The following is a 15066-nucleotide window of genomic DNA, read 5'->3' as shown; positions in this document are numbered from 1 at the left end:
TTCCCGCAGGAAACATTCGCAAACTCCGAATCAATGTACAAGCTGTTTCAATAATTTCAGCGACAGCTTCCCGGGTGAAAACATTTCACGTGGGGCGTTGAGAGAGAAAGATTTCATCGGGAAGTGGTCACCCGATTCGCGGCCGGAAAATCCGATGGCTTTCGTCGTAACCGCAAGCGCAAGCGCAGGAAATGGAATGTTGCAACGCAGCAACTTCATCTGCTGGGCGTAGGGTTTTCGCTCCGCCCGCGGTCTTCAGCGCTTCTCGAAATACGGAATGAAGATGCCGTTGGCGGCCGTGCCCACCTGCTTGACCCAGTTCAGCGAAAAGTTCTCACCGAGGCGCTGCAGGTCGCGCCCCAGCAGGAAAGGCACCGGCTCGATCTTCACGCCGTTGCGCCGCAGTTCGTCCGTCGAGCGGGCGGCGGCCTCGGCGCTGCGGGCCCATCCGCGCGTCTCGGCGAGCGCGCACGCGGCGGCCAGCGAACTGCGCGACGACGGGTCGAGCCCGTCCCACGCCCTGGCGTTGACGAACACGAGGTTCTTCGGAAACCACGCGTTGATCTCGTAGAAGTAGCGCATCGACTGCCACGCCTGGTTCTCCACGCCGGTCACGGCGGAGGTCAGCATGCAGTCGATGCGGCCTTCGGCCAGCGCCTTGCCCAGGCCGGTGGCCGGAACGTCGACGGGCACCGCGCCCATCAGCGTCGCGATGCGCGCGGTGGTGTCGTTGTAGGCGCGCATGCGCATGCCGCGCAGGTCGCCCACGCCGCCGAGCGGCCGCGTCGAGAAGAGGCCCTGCGGCGGCCATGCCACCGCGTAGAGCACGCGCAGGCCGCGCTGCGCGAAGTCCTGCTCGATCAGCGGGCGCTGGATGCGCCACAGCAATTGCGCATCGGCATAACTGCGCGTGATGAAGGGAACGGAGTCGGCGCCCGCCAGCGGCACGTCGACGGCGAGGCTGCTCATGATGGCTTCGCCGGCCTCGACCCTGCCCTCCTGCACGGCCGCGCGGATCGCGTTCAGCGCGAACAGCGTGTTGCCCGGATGCACCTCGATACGAAGCTGCCCGCCGGTCGCGGCCTCCACCTCCTTCGCCATCGCCAGCAGGTTGGCGGTGTGGAAGTTCTCCGCCGGATAGCCGGTGGCCAGCCGCCACACGACGGCCTGCGCCGACCACGCGGCCGGCGGCAGAAGGCCGGCCCCGCATGCCAGCCATGCGAAGCCGCGCCGCGTGATGCTGCCGCTGGTCATGCCGCTGCCTTCAGGCGATGGTCGCGATGGCGGCGCCGACCGCCACGTAACCGCCCGCGGCCACCGAGATGGCGATGCGCCCCGCGCGATGCGCGAGCACCTGCATCTCCATCTTCATCGCCTCCATCACCGCGATGACGGCGCCCTCGGCGACCTCGTCGCCGTCGGCCACCTTCCATGCCTGCACCGTGCCCGAGACGGGCGCGGCCACCGCGGCTGCATCCGCCGCGGGTGCCTGCGACGCGGGAGCGGTCACGGCCCCCCCGGCCGCCGACGAGAGCCCGCTCAGCAGCACCGCCGGCAGGCCCACCGCCATGCGCCGCCCATCGACTTCGATCGCCGTGCGCAGCAGCGCGGCGTCGGGCAGCGGATCGGGGCGCAGGGCCGGTGTCTCACCGTTGGCGAAGTCGGTCTCGATCCAGCGCGTGTGCACCTTGAAGGCATCGCCCGAGACGAAGTCCGGGTGCGCCATCACCGCGCGATGGAAGGGCAGCACCGTCGGCAGGCCCTCGATGCGGAACTCCTTCAGCGCGCGCCGCGCCCGCGCGATGGCCTGCTCGCGCGTGGCGCCTGTGACGATGAGCTTGGCCATCAGCGAATCGAAGGTGCCCGGCACCTGCGAGCCCGACTCCACGCCGGCATCCACGCGCACGCCGGGCCCCGAGGGCGCGTCGAACACCTTGACCGGCCCGGGCGAGGGCAGGAAGCCGCGCCCCACGTCCTCGGCGTTGATGCGGAACTCGAAGGCATGGCCGCGCGGCGCGGGCGTCTGCCTGATCTGCAGCGGCAGGCCTTCGGCGATGCGCAGCTGCTCGATCACGAGGTCGATGCCCGTGGTTTCCTCCGTCACCGGATGCTCCACCTGAAGCCGCGTGTTCACTTCGAGAAAGGAGATCGCGCCGCTCGCGCTCAGCATGAACTCGACCGTGCCCGCGCCGGTGTAGCCGGCTTCCGCGCAGATGTCGCGCGCGGCCTGATGGATGCGCTCGCGCTGCGCGTCGCTCAGGAAGGGCGCGGGCGCTTCTTCCACCAGCTTCTGGTTGCGCCGCTGCAGCGAGCAGTCGCGCGTGCCGAGCACCACCACGTTGCCGTGCGTGTCGGCCAGCACCTGCGCCTCGACATGGCGGGGGCGGTCGAGGAACTGCTCCACATAGCACTCGCCGCGGCCGAAGGCCGTCACCGCCTCGCGCACCGCCGATTCGTAGAGGCCCTCGACCTCGTCGAGCCGCCACGCCACCTTGATGCCGCGCCCGCCGCCGCCGAAGGCCGCCTTGATCGCGACCGGCAGGCCGTGCTTCTCGGCGAAAGCCAGCACCTCGCTTGCGTCCTTCACCGGATCGGCCGTGCCCGCCACCAGCGGGGCGCCCACCTTCATCGCGAGCTTGCGGGCCTGCACCTTGTCGCCCAGCATCGCGATGGCGGCCGGCGGCGGGCCGATCCAGGTGAGCCCGGCGTCGATGACGGCCTGCGCGAAGGCCGCGCTCTCCGAGAGGAAGCCGTAGCCCGGATGCACCGCGTCGGCACCGCTGCGCGCGGCCACGTCGAGCAGCTTGGCAATGTTGAGGTAAGTGTCGGCGGGCTTGTTGCCGTCGAGCCCGTAGGCCTCGTCGGCCATGCGCGCATGCAGCGCATTCAGGTCGGCGTCGGCATACACCGCGACCGACTTCACGCCGTGGTCGGCGCAGGCGCGCGCGATGCGCACGGCGATTTCGCCCCGGTTGGCGATCAGTACTTTCTTCATGGGGAGGCTTTCACTGGGCCATGGGCCTGAATCGGACGCGCGCGTTCACGGGGATCTGCCCCGCGCGGTCGAGGTGATGGGTGGCGACGGAGGCGATCACGGGATAGCCGCCCGTCAGCGGATGGTCGGCCAGGAACAGCACAGGCTGGCCGCTCGCCGGCACCTGGATCGAGCCGCGCGCGGTGCCTTCGCTGGGCAGCTCGGCGTGGTTGGCGCGCTGCAGCGCTTCTTCGCCGGCCAGGCGGATGCCGACGCGGTTCGACTGCGGCGTGACGGTCCATGCCTGGCCGCAGAGCAGCTCGACTGCGTCGGGCGTGAACCAGTCGGTGCGCGGGCCGAGCACGATGTCGAGCACGACTTCTTCCCGCACGGTGGGCAGGTCCGTGGGCGGAGCTTCCGGCTCGCCGACCAGCGCACCGGCGGACACCGCGCGCACGGGCAGCACGTCACCCGCGGCGAGGGCGGCGGGGCCGACGCGCGCGAGCGTGTCGGTCGAGAGGCTGCCGAGCACGAGCGCGATGTCGAAGCCGCCGCGCACCGCGATGTAGCTGCGGATGCCGGCCGTCGGCTCGCCGAGCGCGAGCACGTCGCCGTCGGTCAGCGCGACCGCCTGGTAGCGCGGCAGCGGCCATTTCGCGCCATCGGCGCGGGTCAGCGTGACCGGAGCTTCGGCGCCGGTGACCGCCACCACCGCATCGCCACGGCAGGCGAGCTGGAAGCCGCCGTAGGCGACCTCGATGCACGCGGCGTCGGAGGCATTGCCGACGAGCCGGTTGGCCGCCTGCAGCGAGCGCCGGTCCATCGCGCCGGAAGCCGACACGCCCTGCTTCGCCTGGCCATGGCGCCCGCCGTCCTGCAGCAGCGACTGCAGGCCCGGGGCGCGAATCTCCAGGGCGCAGCCGCTCTTCGGCACGGCCGGTTGCGCAGGCGCGGCAGCGGCCTGCACCTTCGCGCCCGGCTGGCCGGTCACGTCGACAAAGCGCACTGCATCTCCGGGTTGCAGCAGCGCGGGCGTATCGCGCGACAGGTCCCACATCGGCGTGTCGGTCACGCCGATGATCTGCCAGCCGCCAGGGCTGGCCTGCGGATAGACGCCGCTGAAGCTGCCCGCGAGCCCGACGGCGCCGGCGGGAATGCGCGTGCGCGGCACCTTGCGGCGCGGCACGTTCAGGCTCGGGTGCCCGCCCGAGAGGTACGCGAAGCCGGGCGCGAAACCGGTGAAGGCCACGGTGTAGTCGCTGCCGGTGTGGCGGCGCACGACTTCATCGGGCGTGATGCCGAGCAGCCCGGCCACTTCGGCCAGGTCCTCGCCGTCGTAGCGCACCGGAATCTCGATGCGCCTTTCGCTGCGCGCCTCGCTCGCGTCGAGGCTGCGCGCGCCGACCTGCCGCGCGAGCTCGTCGGCTGAAATTGCGGCCGGCCGGAAGATGATGAGCAGCGTGCGCGCCGCGGGCACCAGCTCCTCGATGCCCGCGATGGGCTCGGCGCGCAGCGAGGCCAGCAGCGCGAGCGTCTGCGCCAGGTCTTCGAGCTCGACCAGCACCGCATTCAGGTTGACCGGCAGGAAGCGCATCGTCGTCATGCGGCGTCCACGAAGGAGCGGATCGCCACGCCCGACTGCTCCAGCAGCGCGCGCAGCCGGCGCGCCATCTCCACCGCGCCGGGGCTGTCGCCGTGCACGCAGACCGACTCGGCCTCGATGCGCACGCTGCTGCCGTCGATGGCCGTGACCACGCCTTCGGAGGCCAGCCGCAGCATGCGCGCGGCCACCTCTTCGGCGTCGTGCAGCACCGCGCCGGGTTCGCGGCGCGACACCAGCGTGCCATTGGGCGTGTAGGCACGGTCGGCGAAGGCCTCGGCCACCACGCGCAGGCCAGCGTCGCGCGCCCAGCCCGGCAGCGGCGAGCCCGCGAGCGCCACCAGCACCAGGCTGGCGTCGATCTCGCGGATGGCGGCGATCACGTCGCGCGCCTGGCGCTCGTCGTGGGCGATGGTGTTGTAGAGCGCGCCGTGCGGCTTCACGTAGCGCACCGTGGTGCCGGCCGCGGCGGCCAGGCCCTTGAGCGCGCCGATCTGGTAGATCACGTCGGCGCGCAGGTCGGCGCTTTCCACGTCCATGTTGCGGCGGCCGAAGCCCACGAGGTCGCGGTAGGCCACGTGCGCGCCGATGGCCACGCCGCGCTCCTTCGCCTGCCGCAGCGTGCGCAGGATGCCGGCCGGGTCGCCCGCGTGGAAGCCGCAGGCCACGTTGGCGCTGCTCACGAGGGAAAGCATGGCGGCGTCGTCGCCCATGCGCCATGCGCCGAGGCTCTCGCCGAGGTCGCTGTTCAAGTCGATGTTCATCGTTCGGTCTTCAGTGAGTCAGTCAGTGCAGGCGGCCGGCGGTCTCGCGCACGTCGTCGCGCACGAGCAGCGCGGTGCGGATCGCTACGCGGAAGGCTTCCACCTGCGCCTGCAGCGCCATGCTCGCCACGCCGGGCCTGGAGGCGGCCTGCTCGGGCAGGTAGGGCACATGCACGAAGCCGCCGCCGCGCGTGCGCGCCAGCATCGGCCAACTCGCGAGGCGGTGCATCAACGCATAGAAGATGTGGTTGCACACGAAGGTGCCGGCGCTGTTGGACACCGCCGCGGGCAGCCCGGCGGCGCGCATGTCGCGCACCATGGCCTTGATCGGCAGCGTCGAGAAGTAGGCGGCGGGGCCGCCCGCCTCCACCTCGATGTCGATGGGCTGGTAGCCGGCGTTGTCTGGAATGCGCGCGTCGTCGACGTTCAGCGCGGCGCGCTCCAGCGAGATCTCTGTGCGCCCGCCCGCGGCGCCGATGCACAGCACCAGCGGCAGCGGCCTGCCGCTCTCCGCGATGCCCGCCATGGCGGCGTCGAGCACGTGGATCGAGCGGCCGAACACGCAGGGCAGCTGCAGCGCCTGCACCACGGTGCCTTCGCAGCGCCAGCCCTCGAGCACCCGGGCGATCTCCCACGCGGGGTTGACGGGATCGTTCTCGAACGGCTCGAAGCCCGCGACCAGCACCCGGGGCGCCTTGTCATCGGTGGTCATGCAGCGGCCTCAGCGGAACATCAGGAAGTACATCAGGAAGATGTTGACCACCAGCAGCGTGGCCGCGGTCGGTATCTGCACGCGGATCACCGCGTTCTTGTCGGGCAGCTCCAGCAGCGCTGCCGGCACGATGTTGAAGTTGGCCGCCATCGGCGTCATCAGCGTCCCGCAGTAGCCCGAGAACATGCCGATGGCCGCCATCACCGCCGGGTCGCCGTGGTACACGCCCACCAGCACCGGCACGCCCACGCCGCCCGTCATCACCGGGAAGGCCGCGAAGCCGTTGCCCATGATGATGGTGAAGAGCGCCATGCCCAGCACGTAGACCGCAACGGCAACGAAGCGGATGTCCATGTTGATGTAGCTGGTGGTGACGTACGCCACCGCCTTGCCCACGCCCGCGTCGGAGAACACCAGGCCCAGCATGCCCAGCATCTGCGGCAGCACCACGGCCCAGCCCAGCGCGTCGGTCAGGCGGCGCGACTCGCGCATGCCCTGCACCGGCGTCTCGCGCGTCAGCCAGCAGGCCAGCGCCAGCGCCGCCACGCAGCCCACGCCCAGGCTCACCAGCGTGGTGTTCTTGGGGTCGAGCAGGAAGGCGTCGCCGATCTTGACCTTGCTCACGAGCACTGTGCCGATCACGGTGACCAGGGGGATCGCCAGCGCCGGCATGAAGAGCTTGTTGCCCAGGCGCTTCGCACTGGCCTCGTACTGGGCGGGCGTCGGCTCGTCGTGCTTGCCCGCGCCCACGCCGCGCATGCCGGCGATGACGGCCATGGCGATGGCGCCCACGCCCACCAGCGCGGGCGGCAGCTTGTCGCCGACCAGGAAGACCAGCGAGTAGAGGCCCCAGAAAAGCGCGCTGGTGTAGCGCTTGGGATGCTGGCGGTCGGCCAGCGTCATCACCGCCGTGATCGCGAGGATCAGGCCGACCAGGATGTAGAGGTGCTGGATCGAGAGGATCATGATCAGCGGCCCTCTTGCGTTGCGGGGACCGAGGGAACCGTGGGCACTTCAGGCTTGCCGTCGAGTTCGCGCGCCAGCGCCTGGTCGAGCCGGCGCAGGCGCCAGGCGTGGATCACGAAGGCGGCGATGGCCGTCGGGATGCCCCACATCGCGACGTGCAGCGGCTCCACGTCGATGCCGGCCTCGTGCAGGAAGGTGGTCATCAGCACGATGGCGCCGAAGGCCACGAAGATGTCCTCGCCGAAGAACAGGCCCACGTTGTCGGTGGCCGCCGCATAGGCGCGCAGCTTGTGGCGGATGCGGTCGGGCAGCTTGCCGTAGCGCGTCTCGGTAGCGCCCTCGGCCATCGGCGCGAGCAGCGGACGCACCATCTGCGGATGGCCTCCCAGGCTGGTCAGGCCCATGGCCGCGGTCAGCTCGCGCGCGGCCAGGTAGACGATCAGCAGGCGCCCGGCGGTGGCCGACTTGATGCGGCTGATCCAGTTCTGCGCGTGCTGGCGCAGGCCGTGGCGCTCGAGCAGGCCGATCACCGCCAGCGGCAGAAGAATGATCAGCGGCAGGTTGCGCGTCTTGATGAAGCCGTTGCCGATGGCCGTGAGGATCGCCATCGGGCCGAAGCCCGCGGCCGCCGCGGTGGCTACGGCGGTGACGATCACCACCAGCATCGGATTGAAGCGCAGGACGAAGCCCGCAATGATCACGGCGACGCCGATCAGCGGCCAGAGGTGAGGGATGTCAGGAGTCATGTTGGTCTTTCGTTTGGTGATTCGGAGACACCTTGCGCCGGGATTCCGGCTGGCCGCTTCTTGCAAGCTGCGTGCCAATGAATGAGCAATTAATTTCTCCTGAACCACTCATTTCAAATAAATTGTTGAACAATTTATGAGAGTGTGCCCAACAACAGTGCCTGCATGACCCCATGAAAACCCTGAGCGCGCCACCGTCTGGTGCATCCGGCCGGGCCCGTCTTTTGCCGGTCCGGCGGGGAAAACCTGCTAAAAACGCCCGGGTTCACGGACCCTCCCTTAGCTGCCTTCCCCTTTCGGCATGACCCCTCCGGCCTCGACGACCCCATCCGCCCCGCCTGCCGCAGCCGGCGCACAGACGCTCAACGACCGGGTCGCGGAGCTGATCCGCCAGAAGATCGTGAAGGGCGAGTTCTCGCCGGGGCAGCGGCTGTCGGAGGCCGCGCTGGCCGACAGCTTCGAGATCTCGCGCAACACCCTGCGCGAGGTGTTCCGCACGCTGACCAAGGAAGGGCTGCTCAAGCACGCGCCCAACCGCGGCGTGTTCGTGGCGGTGCCGAGCATCGCGTCGATCATCGACATCTACCGCGTGCGACGGCTCATCGAATGCCAGGCGCTGGCGCAGGCCTACCCGCGGCACCCGGCCAAGAAGCACATGCGCGAGGCGGTCGAGATGGCGCTGAAGTGCCGCGAGGCCGGCGACTGGCTGGGCGTGGGCACGGCCAACATGGAGTTCCACAAGGGCATCGTGGAGCTGGCCGACAGCGAGCGGCTGAACAACCTGTTCGCCCACATCCTGGTCGAGCTGCGGCTGGCCTTCGGCCTGCTGAAGGACCCGGAGTTCCTGCACGCGCCCTACGTCGACATGAACATGAAGCTGCTCGAACTCATCGAGGCCGGCAAGTTCGCCGAGGGCTCGGCCGCGCTCAACGACTACCTGGTGCACTCCGAGCGCATCGTGCTGGCGGTCTATGCGCGCAGCATGCCCGAGGGCGGCATCGACAGCTAGGGCCTGCGGATAATGGCTGTCCGCCCCCTGAAGGACACCCGCCATGACCCTGTCTGCCTACCTGCTCTTCCTGCCGGCCTGCTTCGCCATCAACATGGCCTTCGGGCCCAACAACCTGCTGTCGGTGACCAACGGCGCCAGGCACGGCGTGTCGCCCGCGGTCATCGCGGCCAGCGGCAGGCTCGTGGCCTTCGCGATCATGATCGCCATCGCCGGGCTGGGCATGGGCGCGGTGCTGGTGGCCTCGGAGCTGGCCTTCGACGTCATCAAGTACATCGGCGCGGCCTACCTGGTGTGGATCGGCGTGCGCCTGCTGCGCGCGCCGGCGCCCACGGCCGAGGTGCAGGCGCGAGACGCCGTATCCGCGCCGCCCTCGATGCGCGCACTGGTGCGGCAGGAATTCACCGTGGCGGCGGGCAACCCGAAGGCGATCCTGGTGTTCACCGCCTTCTTCCCGCAGTTCGTGGTGCCGGGCGCCTACGCCTCCAGCTACGTGCTGCTGGGCCTGACCTTCCTGGTGTTCGAGCTGGTGGCGATCGCGCTCTACGCGCTGCTCGGCGCGCGCATGCGCCGGCTGGCCAACGGCAGCCGTGCGATGCGCTGGTTCAACCGCATCAGCGGCAGCATGATGGTCGGCTTCGGGGTGATCCTGGCCTTCACGCGCCGCCCCGCATAGGAAGCGCTCCCCCAGGGCTTCGCGCACTTCGTGTCGCTGCGCCAACCCCCTCGCCGGGGCAACACCTGCGGCCCGGCAAAGCCGGTTCCGCGGTGTTCCGCGAAAAAATCTTCAGGCTTTGAGGTATTCGGCCTTGGTGCCCAGCCAGCGGTCGATGTGCCGCTGCGCCAGGTCGGGGTGCTTGCGCAGCATGACCGGCGCGAGCTCGCGGGCCCAGTCGAGCAGCAGCGTGTCGGTCGTGAGGTCGGCAAAGCGCAGCAGCGGCGCGCCCGACTGGCGAGCGCCGAGGAACTCGCCGGGGCCGCGTATCTCGAGGTCGCGCCGCGCGATCTCGAAGCCGTCGCTGGTCTCGGCCATCGCCTTGAGCCGCGCGCGTGCCGCCTCGCCGACGCGGCCGCTGTCGCCCGGCGCATAGAGCAGCACGCAGGCCGAGGCCGCCGCGCCGCGCCCCACGCGGCCGCGCAGCTGGTGCAGCTGCGAGAGGCCGAAGCGCTCCGCATGCTCGATGACCATGAGCGAGGCATTCGGCACGTCCACGCCCACTTCGATCACGGTGGTGCTCACCAGCACCTGGATCTCGTTGGCGGTGAACGCCGCCATCACCGCCTGCTTCTCGGCCGTGGGCATGCGCGAATGCAGCAGGCCGACCTGGATGGGCTCGCCCAGCGTCTCGGCCAGTTCGTCGCGCGTCTCCGTGGCGTTGCGCAGGTCGACGGCCTCGCTCTCCTCGATCAGCGGGCACACCCAGTAGACCTGCCGGCCCTGCGCGATCTGCGAGTGGATGCGGTCGATGACCTCGTCGCGCCGGTGGTCGGCCACCAGCCTGGTGATGATGGGCGTGCGGCCCGGCGGCAGCTCGTCGAGGGTGGAGACATCGAGGTCGGCGTAGTAGCTCATCGCCAGCGTGCGCGGGATGGGCGTGGCGCTCATCATCAGCAGGTGGGGTTCCAGGTGCCCTTGCGCCTTGCCGCGCAACGCAAGGCGCTGCGCGACGCCGAAGCGATGTTGCTCGTCGATGATCGCCAGCGCGAGGCTCCTGAAGCGCACCTTCTCCGAGATGACCGCGTGCGTGCCGATGACGAGCACGGCCTGGCCGCTTTCCACCGCCGCCGACATCTCGTCGCGCTCTTTCTTTTTCTGGCTGCCCGTGAGCCACGCCACGCGCTGGCCGCGCGCCGCCAGCAGCGGATCGAGCCAGCCGACGAGCTTTCCGAAGTGCTGGGCCGCGAGGATCTCGGTGGGCGCCATCAGCGCGCACTGGAAGCCCGCGTCGATGCAGCGTGCCGCAGCAAGCGCCGCCACCACCGTCTTGCCCGAGCCCACGTCGCCCTGCAGCAGGCGGTGCATCGGGATCTCGCGGCCGAGGTCGCGCGTGATCTCCTCGCCGACGCGCTGCTGCGCACCCGTGAGGCCGAAAGGCAGCACGGCGAGCAGCTGCGCATGCAGCGAGGCCGCGTCGGGCTCGGGCGGAGCGGGCGGCAGCACCGGCGCGCGCTGCGCCGCGCGCTCCATCCGCGCCTGCAGCTGCGAGAGCTGCTGCGCGAGCAGCTCCTCGGCCTTGATGCGCTGCCAGGCGGGATGGCTGTGGTCTTCGAGCGTGGCGATCGCCACGTCGGGCGTCGGGTAGTGCAGGAAGCTCAGCGAGTCGCGCAGGTTCCACGCGCCGCGAAAGCCGATCTGCACGGGAACGGTTTCGTCGAGCACCGCGCGCGCCAGGCCCGAGCGCACCTCGCGCCGCAGCACCGGCTGCGCGAGCCCCGCCACCGTCGAGTACACGGGCGTGAGCGCGTTCAGCAGCGCGGTGCCGGCCGCCTTCACCGTGGGGTGCATGATCTGCCGCCCCACGAAGCCCCCGCGCACCTCGCCACGCACGCGCACCTTCGCGCCCACCGCGAGCTGCTTCTGCTGCGAGGGATAGAAGTTGAAGAAGCGCAGCTGGCAGGTGTCGCTGCCGTCGTCGATGGTCGCGATGAGCTGGCGGCGCGGCCGGTAGACCACCTCGCATTCGGTGACGACGCCTTCGACCTGCGCCACGTCGCCGTCGCGCGTGTCGGCGATGCGCACGATGCGCGTCTCGTCCTCGTAGCGCATCGGCAGGTAGAGCGCGAAATCGATGTCGCGCACGAGGCCGAGCTTGCGCAGCGCGCGCTGGACCTGGCTCAGGCCGGAGCCCGGCGGCGACGGCTTCTCCGGCGCGGCGGCGGCCGCTTCGGCGGTGGGAGTCGGGGCTTTCTTGGCGGGCACGGAAGAGTCTTCTAGCGCGGCCGGCAAAGGTCCGTCAAGGCGCTGCGGGCGTCGGGGAACATGAAGCCGAAGCCCGACTGCAGCAGCCGCGCCGGCACCACGCGCTGGCCTTCGAGCAGCAGGTCGGCCTGCTCGCCGAGCAGCAGCTTGACGGGCGCGGCGGGCGTCGGCATCCAGCAGGGCCGGTGCAGCACGCTCGCGGCGACGCGGGCGAATTCCTCCTGGCTCAGCGCGCCGGGCGCGGTGAAGTTGAACGCCTGCGCGGCCGGGGGCGCCGCAGCGTTCTCGGTCAGGGTCCACACATGCGCCATCGCGCGGATCAGGTCGTGCACATGCACCCACGACAGCCACTGCCGCCCGCGGCCCAGCCGTCCGCCGATGCCCAGCGAGATCGGCAGCAGCAGCTGCGGCAGCGAGCCCTGGTGGCCCAGCACGAAGCCGAAGCGCATGCAGGCCACGTGCACGCCGTACGCCACCGCGGCTTGCGCCGCCTGCTCCCAGCGCTGGCACAGCTGCGACATGAAGATCGGCTGCGGCGGCGCGTCTTCCGCGAGTTCGCTCGCGTCGCCCTTCGGCTGCACACCGTAATAGCCGATGGCGGAGCCGGACAGCAGCAGCCATGGCTTGCGCGGCCGTTGCGCGATCCAGGCGATCAGCTGCTGGGTGAGCCCTTCCCGGCTTCTCAGCAGCTGCGCCTTGCGCCGCTCGCTCCAGCGCATGCCCAGGATGCGCGCACCCGCGAGGTTGACGACCACGTCGATGTCGTCGGCCGCCGGCACTTCGTCGAGCGACTGCACGCAGCGCACCGCGCCGCCGAAGTTCCAGGCGGCCGATCGCGCATCGCGCGTCCACACCGTCACGGCATGGCCGTCGGCCACCAGATGACGCACGAGCAGCTGGCCGATGAAGCCCGTGCCGCCCGTCACCAGCACGCGCTGCGGCTTCGATCCGAAGCGCACCGGCGCCTGGGCATCGCGCGTCTGCTCCTGCGCGCCGCGCCTGAAGAGCGCGCGCGCCGCGAAGGCATCGCGCAGGCCCGACAGGCCCACGCCCACGCCGCACAGCGCGAGGAAGGCGCCGAGCCAGCCCTGCGGCTGCCACACCATCGCGGTCGGCTGCGCGGCCCATTCCGTGGCGCTCATCGCCAGCAGCGCGATGAAGGCGCCCGCATTGATGGCCAGCACCGTGTGCGTCACGCGCTCGGTGGGCGGCAGCAGGCGGCTGCGGTCTTCGACCACGAAGTCCCACAGCGTGAGCACGATCTCGACGCCGAACACCGCGAGCAGCACCCACGCCCATGCGCCATGCCAGGCCCAGGACGACAGCCCGATGAAGAGCGCGCAGTAGATCGACGAGCGCGTGGCGTGGATCGCCAGCTCGCGCCCGGCCGTGCCGCGCCGCGGCAGCGCCTCGGTGCCCTCGTGGTGATAGAGCGTGTCGAAGGCGCCGAGCGCGCCCTGCGCCGCCATGAGCTGCAGCGCAAGCAGGTGCGTGTCGATCATGCGGCCACCGCCTTCGGCTCCGGGATTTCCTCGAACACGCCGACCTGGGTGAAGGTCGTGCCCATCAGGCAGTGGCGGATCTCGATGCGGATGTTGAAGCGCTCCGGCGTCTCGTTGTGGTGCCAGAGGAAGGTCTTGCCGGGCGTGAGCACGCCGGGCAGCGGAATGCGCCAGCCGAAGACGTCCCAGAAGTAGCCGTCGCTCTGGAAGTGCAGGCTGCCGTTCTCCACGCTGAGCACCAGCTTCATGCCCAGCCCCATGCCCACGTACTCCAGCACCTCGCCGCGCTCGCTCTCGCGCATGAAGCTGGTGAACTGGATCGGCTTGCGATTGCGCAGGCGGTAGATGCGTTGCTTGTAGATGGCCGGGTCCCGCGGCTTGGCGTAGACCTGGATCTCCACGGGGAAGTCGGCGTCGCTGTAGGGAATGAGTGCGCCCTGGATCATCGGCTGCGTGATGTGCCCCAGCAGCTTGCCGAAGCGCGAGCAGCGCAGCTCGCTCAGCGAGCCCAGGTAGTGCAGCGCCTTGCCCGGCGACGGGTTCTTGTCGAAGCGGCGGCGGATGTCGGGATGCAGGCCCTGCCAGGCGCTGCCGAGGATCTTCTTGAAGAGCTCGCCTTCGGAGGGGCCGGACGACGAGCCCGAGGCAACACGCGCAGCTTGTGAATCGACCATCCGCCGATTCTGCCTCGACAACCCTGCGGAAAAGGCCGGCTTTCGCGGCATGGGACAATCCGGGCCTTCCCCCGCACCGTGCATCCACGGCGTCGAGTGGAGCCCCACCGCTTCCCGTCTTTTCTTGGAACGGGCCCGTCCGGCCCTCAAGCACATGCGCGCTTTCACGCTCTCCGATTTCGATTTCGCCCTGCCGCCCGAGCTGGTGGCGCAACACCCGGCCCCCGAACGAACCTCCTCACGCCTGCTCGACGGCACGGGGCCCGCGCCGGTCGACCGCATCTTCAGGAACCTGCCCTCGCTGCTGCGCCCGGGCGACCTGCTCGTCTTCAACGACACCCGCGTGGTGAAGGCCCGCCTCTTCGGCGAGAAGCCCACCGGCGGCAAGCTCGAGCTGCTGGTCGAGCGTGTGCTGCAGGGCCAGGAGGTCGTGGCGCACATGAAGGTCAGCAAGAAGCCGACCGTGGGCACCACGCTGGAGATGGTCGGCGGCTTCCGCGCCACGCTGCTGGGCCGCTGGCCCGACGAGAACGGCGCCCTCTTCCGCTTCGCCTTCGAGAGCGACACCGGCGAGAACCCCTACATGCTGATGGAGCGCTGCGGCCACGTGCCGCTGCCGCCCTACATCACCCACACCGATTCGGCCGAGGACGAGAGCCGCTACCAGACCGTGTTCGCGCGCGTGCCCGGCGCGGTGGCGGCACCCACCGCCGCCCTGCACTTCGACGAAGGCCTGCTGGCCGAGCTGGAGGCCAACGGCGTGCAACGCGCCAACGTCACGCTGCACGTGGGCGCCGGCACCTTCCAGCCGGTGAAGACCGAGAACATTTCGGAACACACGATGCATGCCGAGCGCTACGAAGTGCCCGAGGCCACGCAGTGCGCGATCGCCGAATGCAAGGCGCGCGGCGGACGCATCGTGGCCGTGGGCACGACCACCGTGCGCACGCTCGAGTCGTGGGCCAGGAGCGGCGAGGCCGCGGGCGACACGCGCATCTTCATCACGCCGGGCTTCGTCTTCGAGCACGTCGACCTGCTGGTGACCAACTTCCACCTGCCCAAGAGCACGCTGATGATGCTGGTCTCGGCCTTCGCGGGCTACGAGCGGGTGATGGGGCTGTATGCCCACGCCATCGCCGAACGCTATCGCTTCTTCAGCTATGGCGATTCCATGCTGCTCGCACGCACCCAGGACTGAA

The 15066-nt window shown here is 70.1% G+C and carries 14 protein-coding genes; 3 read left to right on the top strand and 11 right to left on the bottom strand.

Annotated elements, in window-relative coordinates; all coding sequences use genetic code 11:
- Window positions 1–30: 30 nt before the first annotated feature.
- Genes ACAM57_RS01155 through ACAM57_RS01120 form a run of 8 tightly spaced genes read right to left on the bottom strand, consistent with a single transcriptional unit; the run spans window position 31 to window position 7762 of the window.
- Window positions 31–219 (bottom strand): hypothetical protein, encoded by a 189-nt coding sequence (locus ACAM57_RS01155; RefSeq protein ID WP_184639530.1) that lies wholly within the window; start codon window positions 217–219, stop codon window positions 31–33.
- Window positions 220–255: 36 nt separating this feature from the next.
- Complete coding sequence (locus ACAM57_RS01150; RefSeq protein ID WP_369660440.1) at window positions 256–1254, bottom strand: TRAP transporter substrate-binding protein; 999 nt, start codon at window positions 1252–1254, stop codon at window positions 256–258.
- A 10-nt stretch (window positions 1255–1264) separates the two neighbouring features.
- On the bottom strand, window positions 1265–2995 hold the full coding sequence (locus ACAM57_RS01145) for a biotin carboxylase N-terminal domain-containing protein (protein ID WP_369660439.1): 1731 nt from the start codon (window positions 2993–2995) through the stop codon (window positions 1265–1267).
- 10 nt (window positions 2996–3005) lie between these two features.
- Window positions 3006–4568, bottom strand: coding sequence for a 5-oxoprolinase/urea amidolyase family protein (locus ACAM57_RS01140; protein WP_369662507.1), 1563 nt, complete (start codon window positions 4566–4568; stop codon window positions 3006–3008).
- Window positions 4569–4573: 5 nt separating this feature from the next.
- Window positions 4574–5338 carry a LamB/YcsF family protein gene (locus ACAM57_RS01135; RefSeq protein WP_369660438.1) on the bottom strand — a complete coding sequence of 255 codons (765 nt, stop codon included), beginning with the start codon at window positions 5336–5338 and terminating at the stop codon, window positions 4574–4576.
- A 22-nt stretch (window positions 5339–5360) separates the two neighbouring features.
- Entirely contained in the window at window positions 5361–6050 is a 690-nt protein-coding gene (gene pcp / locus ACAM57_RS01130) for a pyroglutamyl-peptidase I (RefSeq protein WP_369660437.1), read from the bottom strand.
- Window positions 6051–6059: 9 nt separating this feature from the next.
- Window positions 6060–7016: a DUF979 domain-containing protein gene (locus ACAM57_RS01125; RefSeq protein WP_126021188.1), complete on the bottom strand. Its 957-nt coding sequence runs from the start codon at window positions 7014–7016 to the stop codon at window positions 6060–6062.
- Window positions 7017–7018: 2 nt separating this feature from the next.
- Complete coding sequence (locus ACAM57_RS01120; protein WP_126021187.1) at window positions 7019–7762, bottom strand: DUF969 domain-containing protein; 744 nt, start codon at window positions 7760–7762, stop codon at window positions 7019–7021.
- Window positions 7763–8063: 301 nt separating this feature from the next.
- Here ACAM57_RS01120 and ACAM57_RS01115 point away from each other — a divergent pair, with 301 nt between their 5' ends.
- Together ACAM57_RS01115 and ACAM57_RS01110 are read left to right on the top strand one after the other, a co-directional pair.
- Window positions 8064–8771 carry a GntR family transcriptional regulator gene (locus tag ACAM57_RS01115; protein WP_126021186.1) on the top strand — a complete coding sequence of 236 codons (708 nt, stop codon included), beginning with the start codon at window positions 8064–8066 and terminating at the stop codon, window positions 8769–8771.
- 43 nt (window positions 8772–8814) lie between these two features.
- Window positions 8815–9447 carry a LysE family translocator gene (locus tag ACAM57_RS01110; protein ID WP_369660436.1) on the top strand — a complete coding sequence of 211 codons (633 nt, stop codon included), beginning with the start codon at window positions 8815–8817 and terminating at the stop codon, window positions 9445–9447.
- Between the two features lie 111 nt (window positions 9448–9558).
- On the opposite strand, the gene recG is transcribed toward ACAM57_RS01110, so the two are convergent.
- Genes recG through ACAM57_RS01095 form a run of 3 tightly spaced genes read right to left on the bottom strand, consistent with a single transcriptional unit; the run spans window position 9559 to window position 13867 of the window.
- Window positions 9559–11691, bottom strand: a complete 2133-nt coding sequence (gene recG, locus ACAM57_RS01105; RefSeq protein ID WP_369660435.1) for an ATP-dependent DNA helicase RecG — start codon at window positions 11689–11691, stop codon at window positions 9559–9561.
- Between the two features lie 11 nt (window positions 11692–11702).
- The gene (locus tag ACAM57_RS01100) at window positions 11703–13193 is read right to left on the bottom strand and encodes a TIGR01777 family oxidoreductase (protein ID WP_369660434.1); all 1491 of its coding nucleotides are present in this window, start codon (window positions 13191–13193) and stop codon (window positions 11703–11705) included.
- Window positions 13190–13867, bottom strand: coding sequence for a DUF4166 domain-containing protein (locus tag ACAM57_RS01095; RefSeq protein WP_369660433.1), 678 nt, complete (start codon window positions 13865–13867; stop codon window positions 13190–13192). The genes ACAM57_RS01100 and ACAM57_RS01095 overlap by 4 nt, the downstream gene beginning before the upstream one ends.
- Window positions 13868–14021: 154 nt before the next feature.
- Between ACAM57_RS01095 and queA the strand changes: the two genes are divergently transcribed.
- The gene (queA, locus tag ACAM57_RS01090) at window positions 14022–15065 is read left to right on the top strand and encodes a tRNA preQ1(34) S-adenosylmethionine ribosyltransferase-isomerase QueA (RefSeq protein WP_369660432.1); all 1044 of its coding nucleotides are present in this window, start codon (window positions 14022–14024) and stop codon (window positions 15063–15065) included.
- The last annotated feature ends 1 nt before the right edge of the window (window position 15066 follow it).

It is taken from the genome of Variovorax sp. V15 (assembly GCF_041154425.1).
In the GTDB taxonomy this organism is placed as follows: domain Bacteria; phylum Pseudomonadota; class Gammaproteobacteria; order Burkholderiales; family Burkholderiaceae_C; genus Variovorax; species Variovorax guangxiensis.
This window is presented reverse-complemented; position numbering and strand designations above follow the sequence as displayed.

Coding starts and splice junctions, on each gene's coding strand:
- ACAM57_RS01145 (WP_369660439.1), bottom strand. CDS start 2,995: ATGAAGAAAGTACTGATCGCCAACCGGGGCGAAATCGCCGTGCGCATC.
- ACAM57_RS01150 (WP_369660440.1), bottom strand. CDS start 1,254: ATGACCAGCGGCAGCATCACGCGGCGCGGCTTCGCATGGCTGGCATGC.
- ACAM57_RS01120 (WP_126021187.1), bottom strand. CDS start 7,762: ATGACTCCTGACATCCCTCACCTCTGGCCGCTGATCGGCGTCGCCGTG.
- ACAM57_RS01115 (WP_126021186.1), top strand. CDS start 8,064: ATGACCCCTCCGGCCTCGACGACCCCATCCGCCCCGCCTGCCGCAGCC.
- ACAM57_RS01135 (WP_369660438.1), bottom strand. CDS start 5,338: ATGAACATCGACTTGAACAGCGACCTCGGCGAGAGCCTCGGCGCATGG.
- pcp (WP_369660437.1), bottom strand. CDS start 6,050: ATGACCACCGATGACAAGGCGCCCCGGGTGCTGGTCGCGGGCTTCGAG.
- ACAM57_RS01155 (WP_184639530.1), bottom strand. CDS start 219: ATGAAGTTGCTGCGTTGCAACATTCCATTTCCTGCGCTTGCGCTTGCG.
- ACAM57_RS01095 (WP_369660433.1), bottom strand. CDS start 13,867: ATGGTCGATTCACAAGCTGCGCGTGTTGCCTCGGGCTCGTCGTCCGGC.
- ACAM57_RS01100 (WP_369660434.1), bottom strand. CDS start 13,193: ATGATCGACACGCACCTGCTTGCGCTGCAGCTCATGGCGGCGCAGGGC.
- ACAM57_RS01140 (WP_369662507.1), bottom strand. CDS start 4,568: ATGCGCTTCCTGCCGGTCAACCTGAATGCGGTGCTGGTCGAGCTCGAA.
- ACAM57_RS01125 (WP_126021188.1), bottom strand. CDS start 7,016: ATGATCCTCTCGATCCAGCACCTCTACATCCTGGTCGGCCTGATCCTC.
- ACAM57_RS01110 (WP_369660436.1), top strand. CDS start 8,815: ATGACCCTGTCTGCCTACCTGCTCTTCCTGCCGGCCTGCTTCGCCATC.
- queA (WP_369660432.1), top strand. CDS start 14,022: ATGCGCGCTTTCACGCTCTCCGATTTCGATTTCGCCCTGCCGCCCGAG.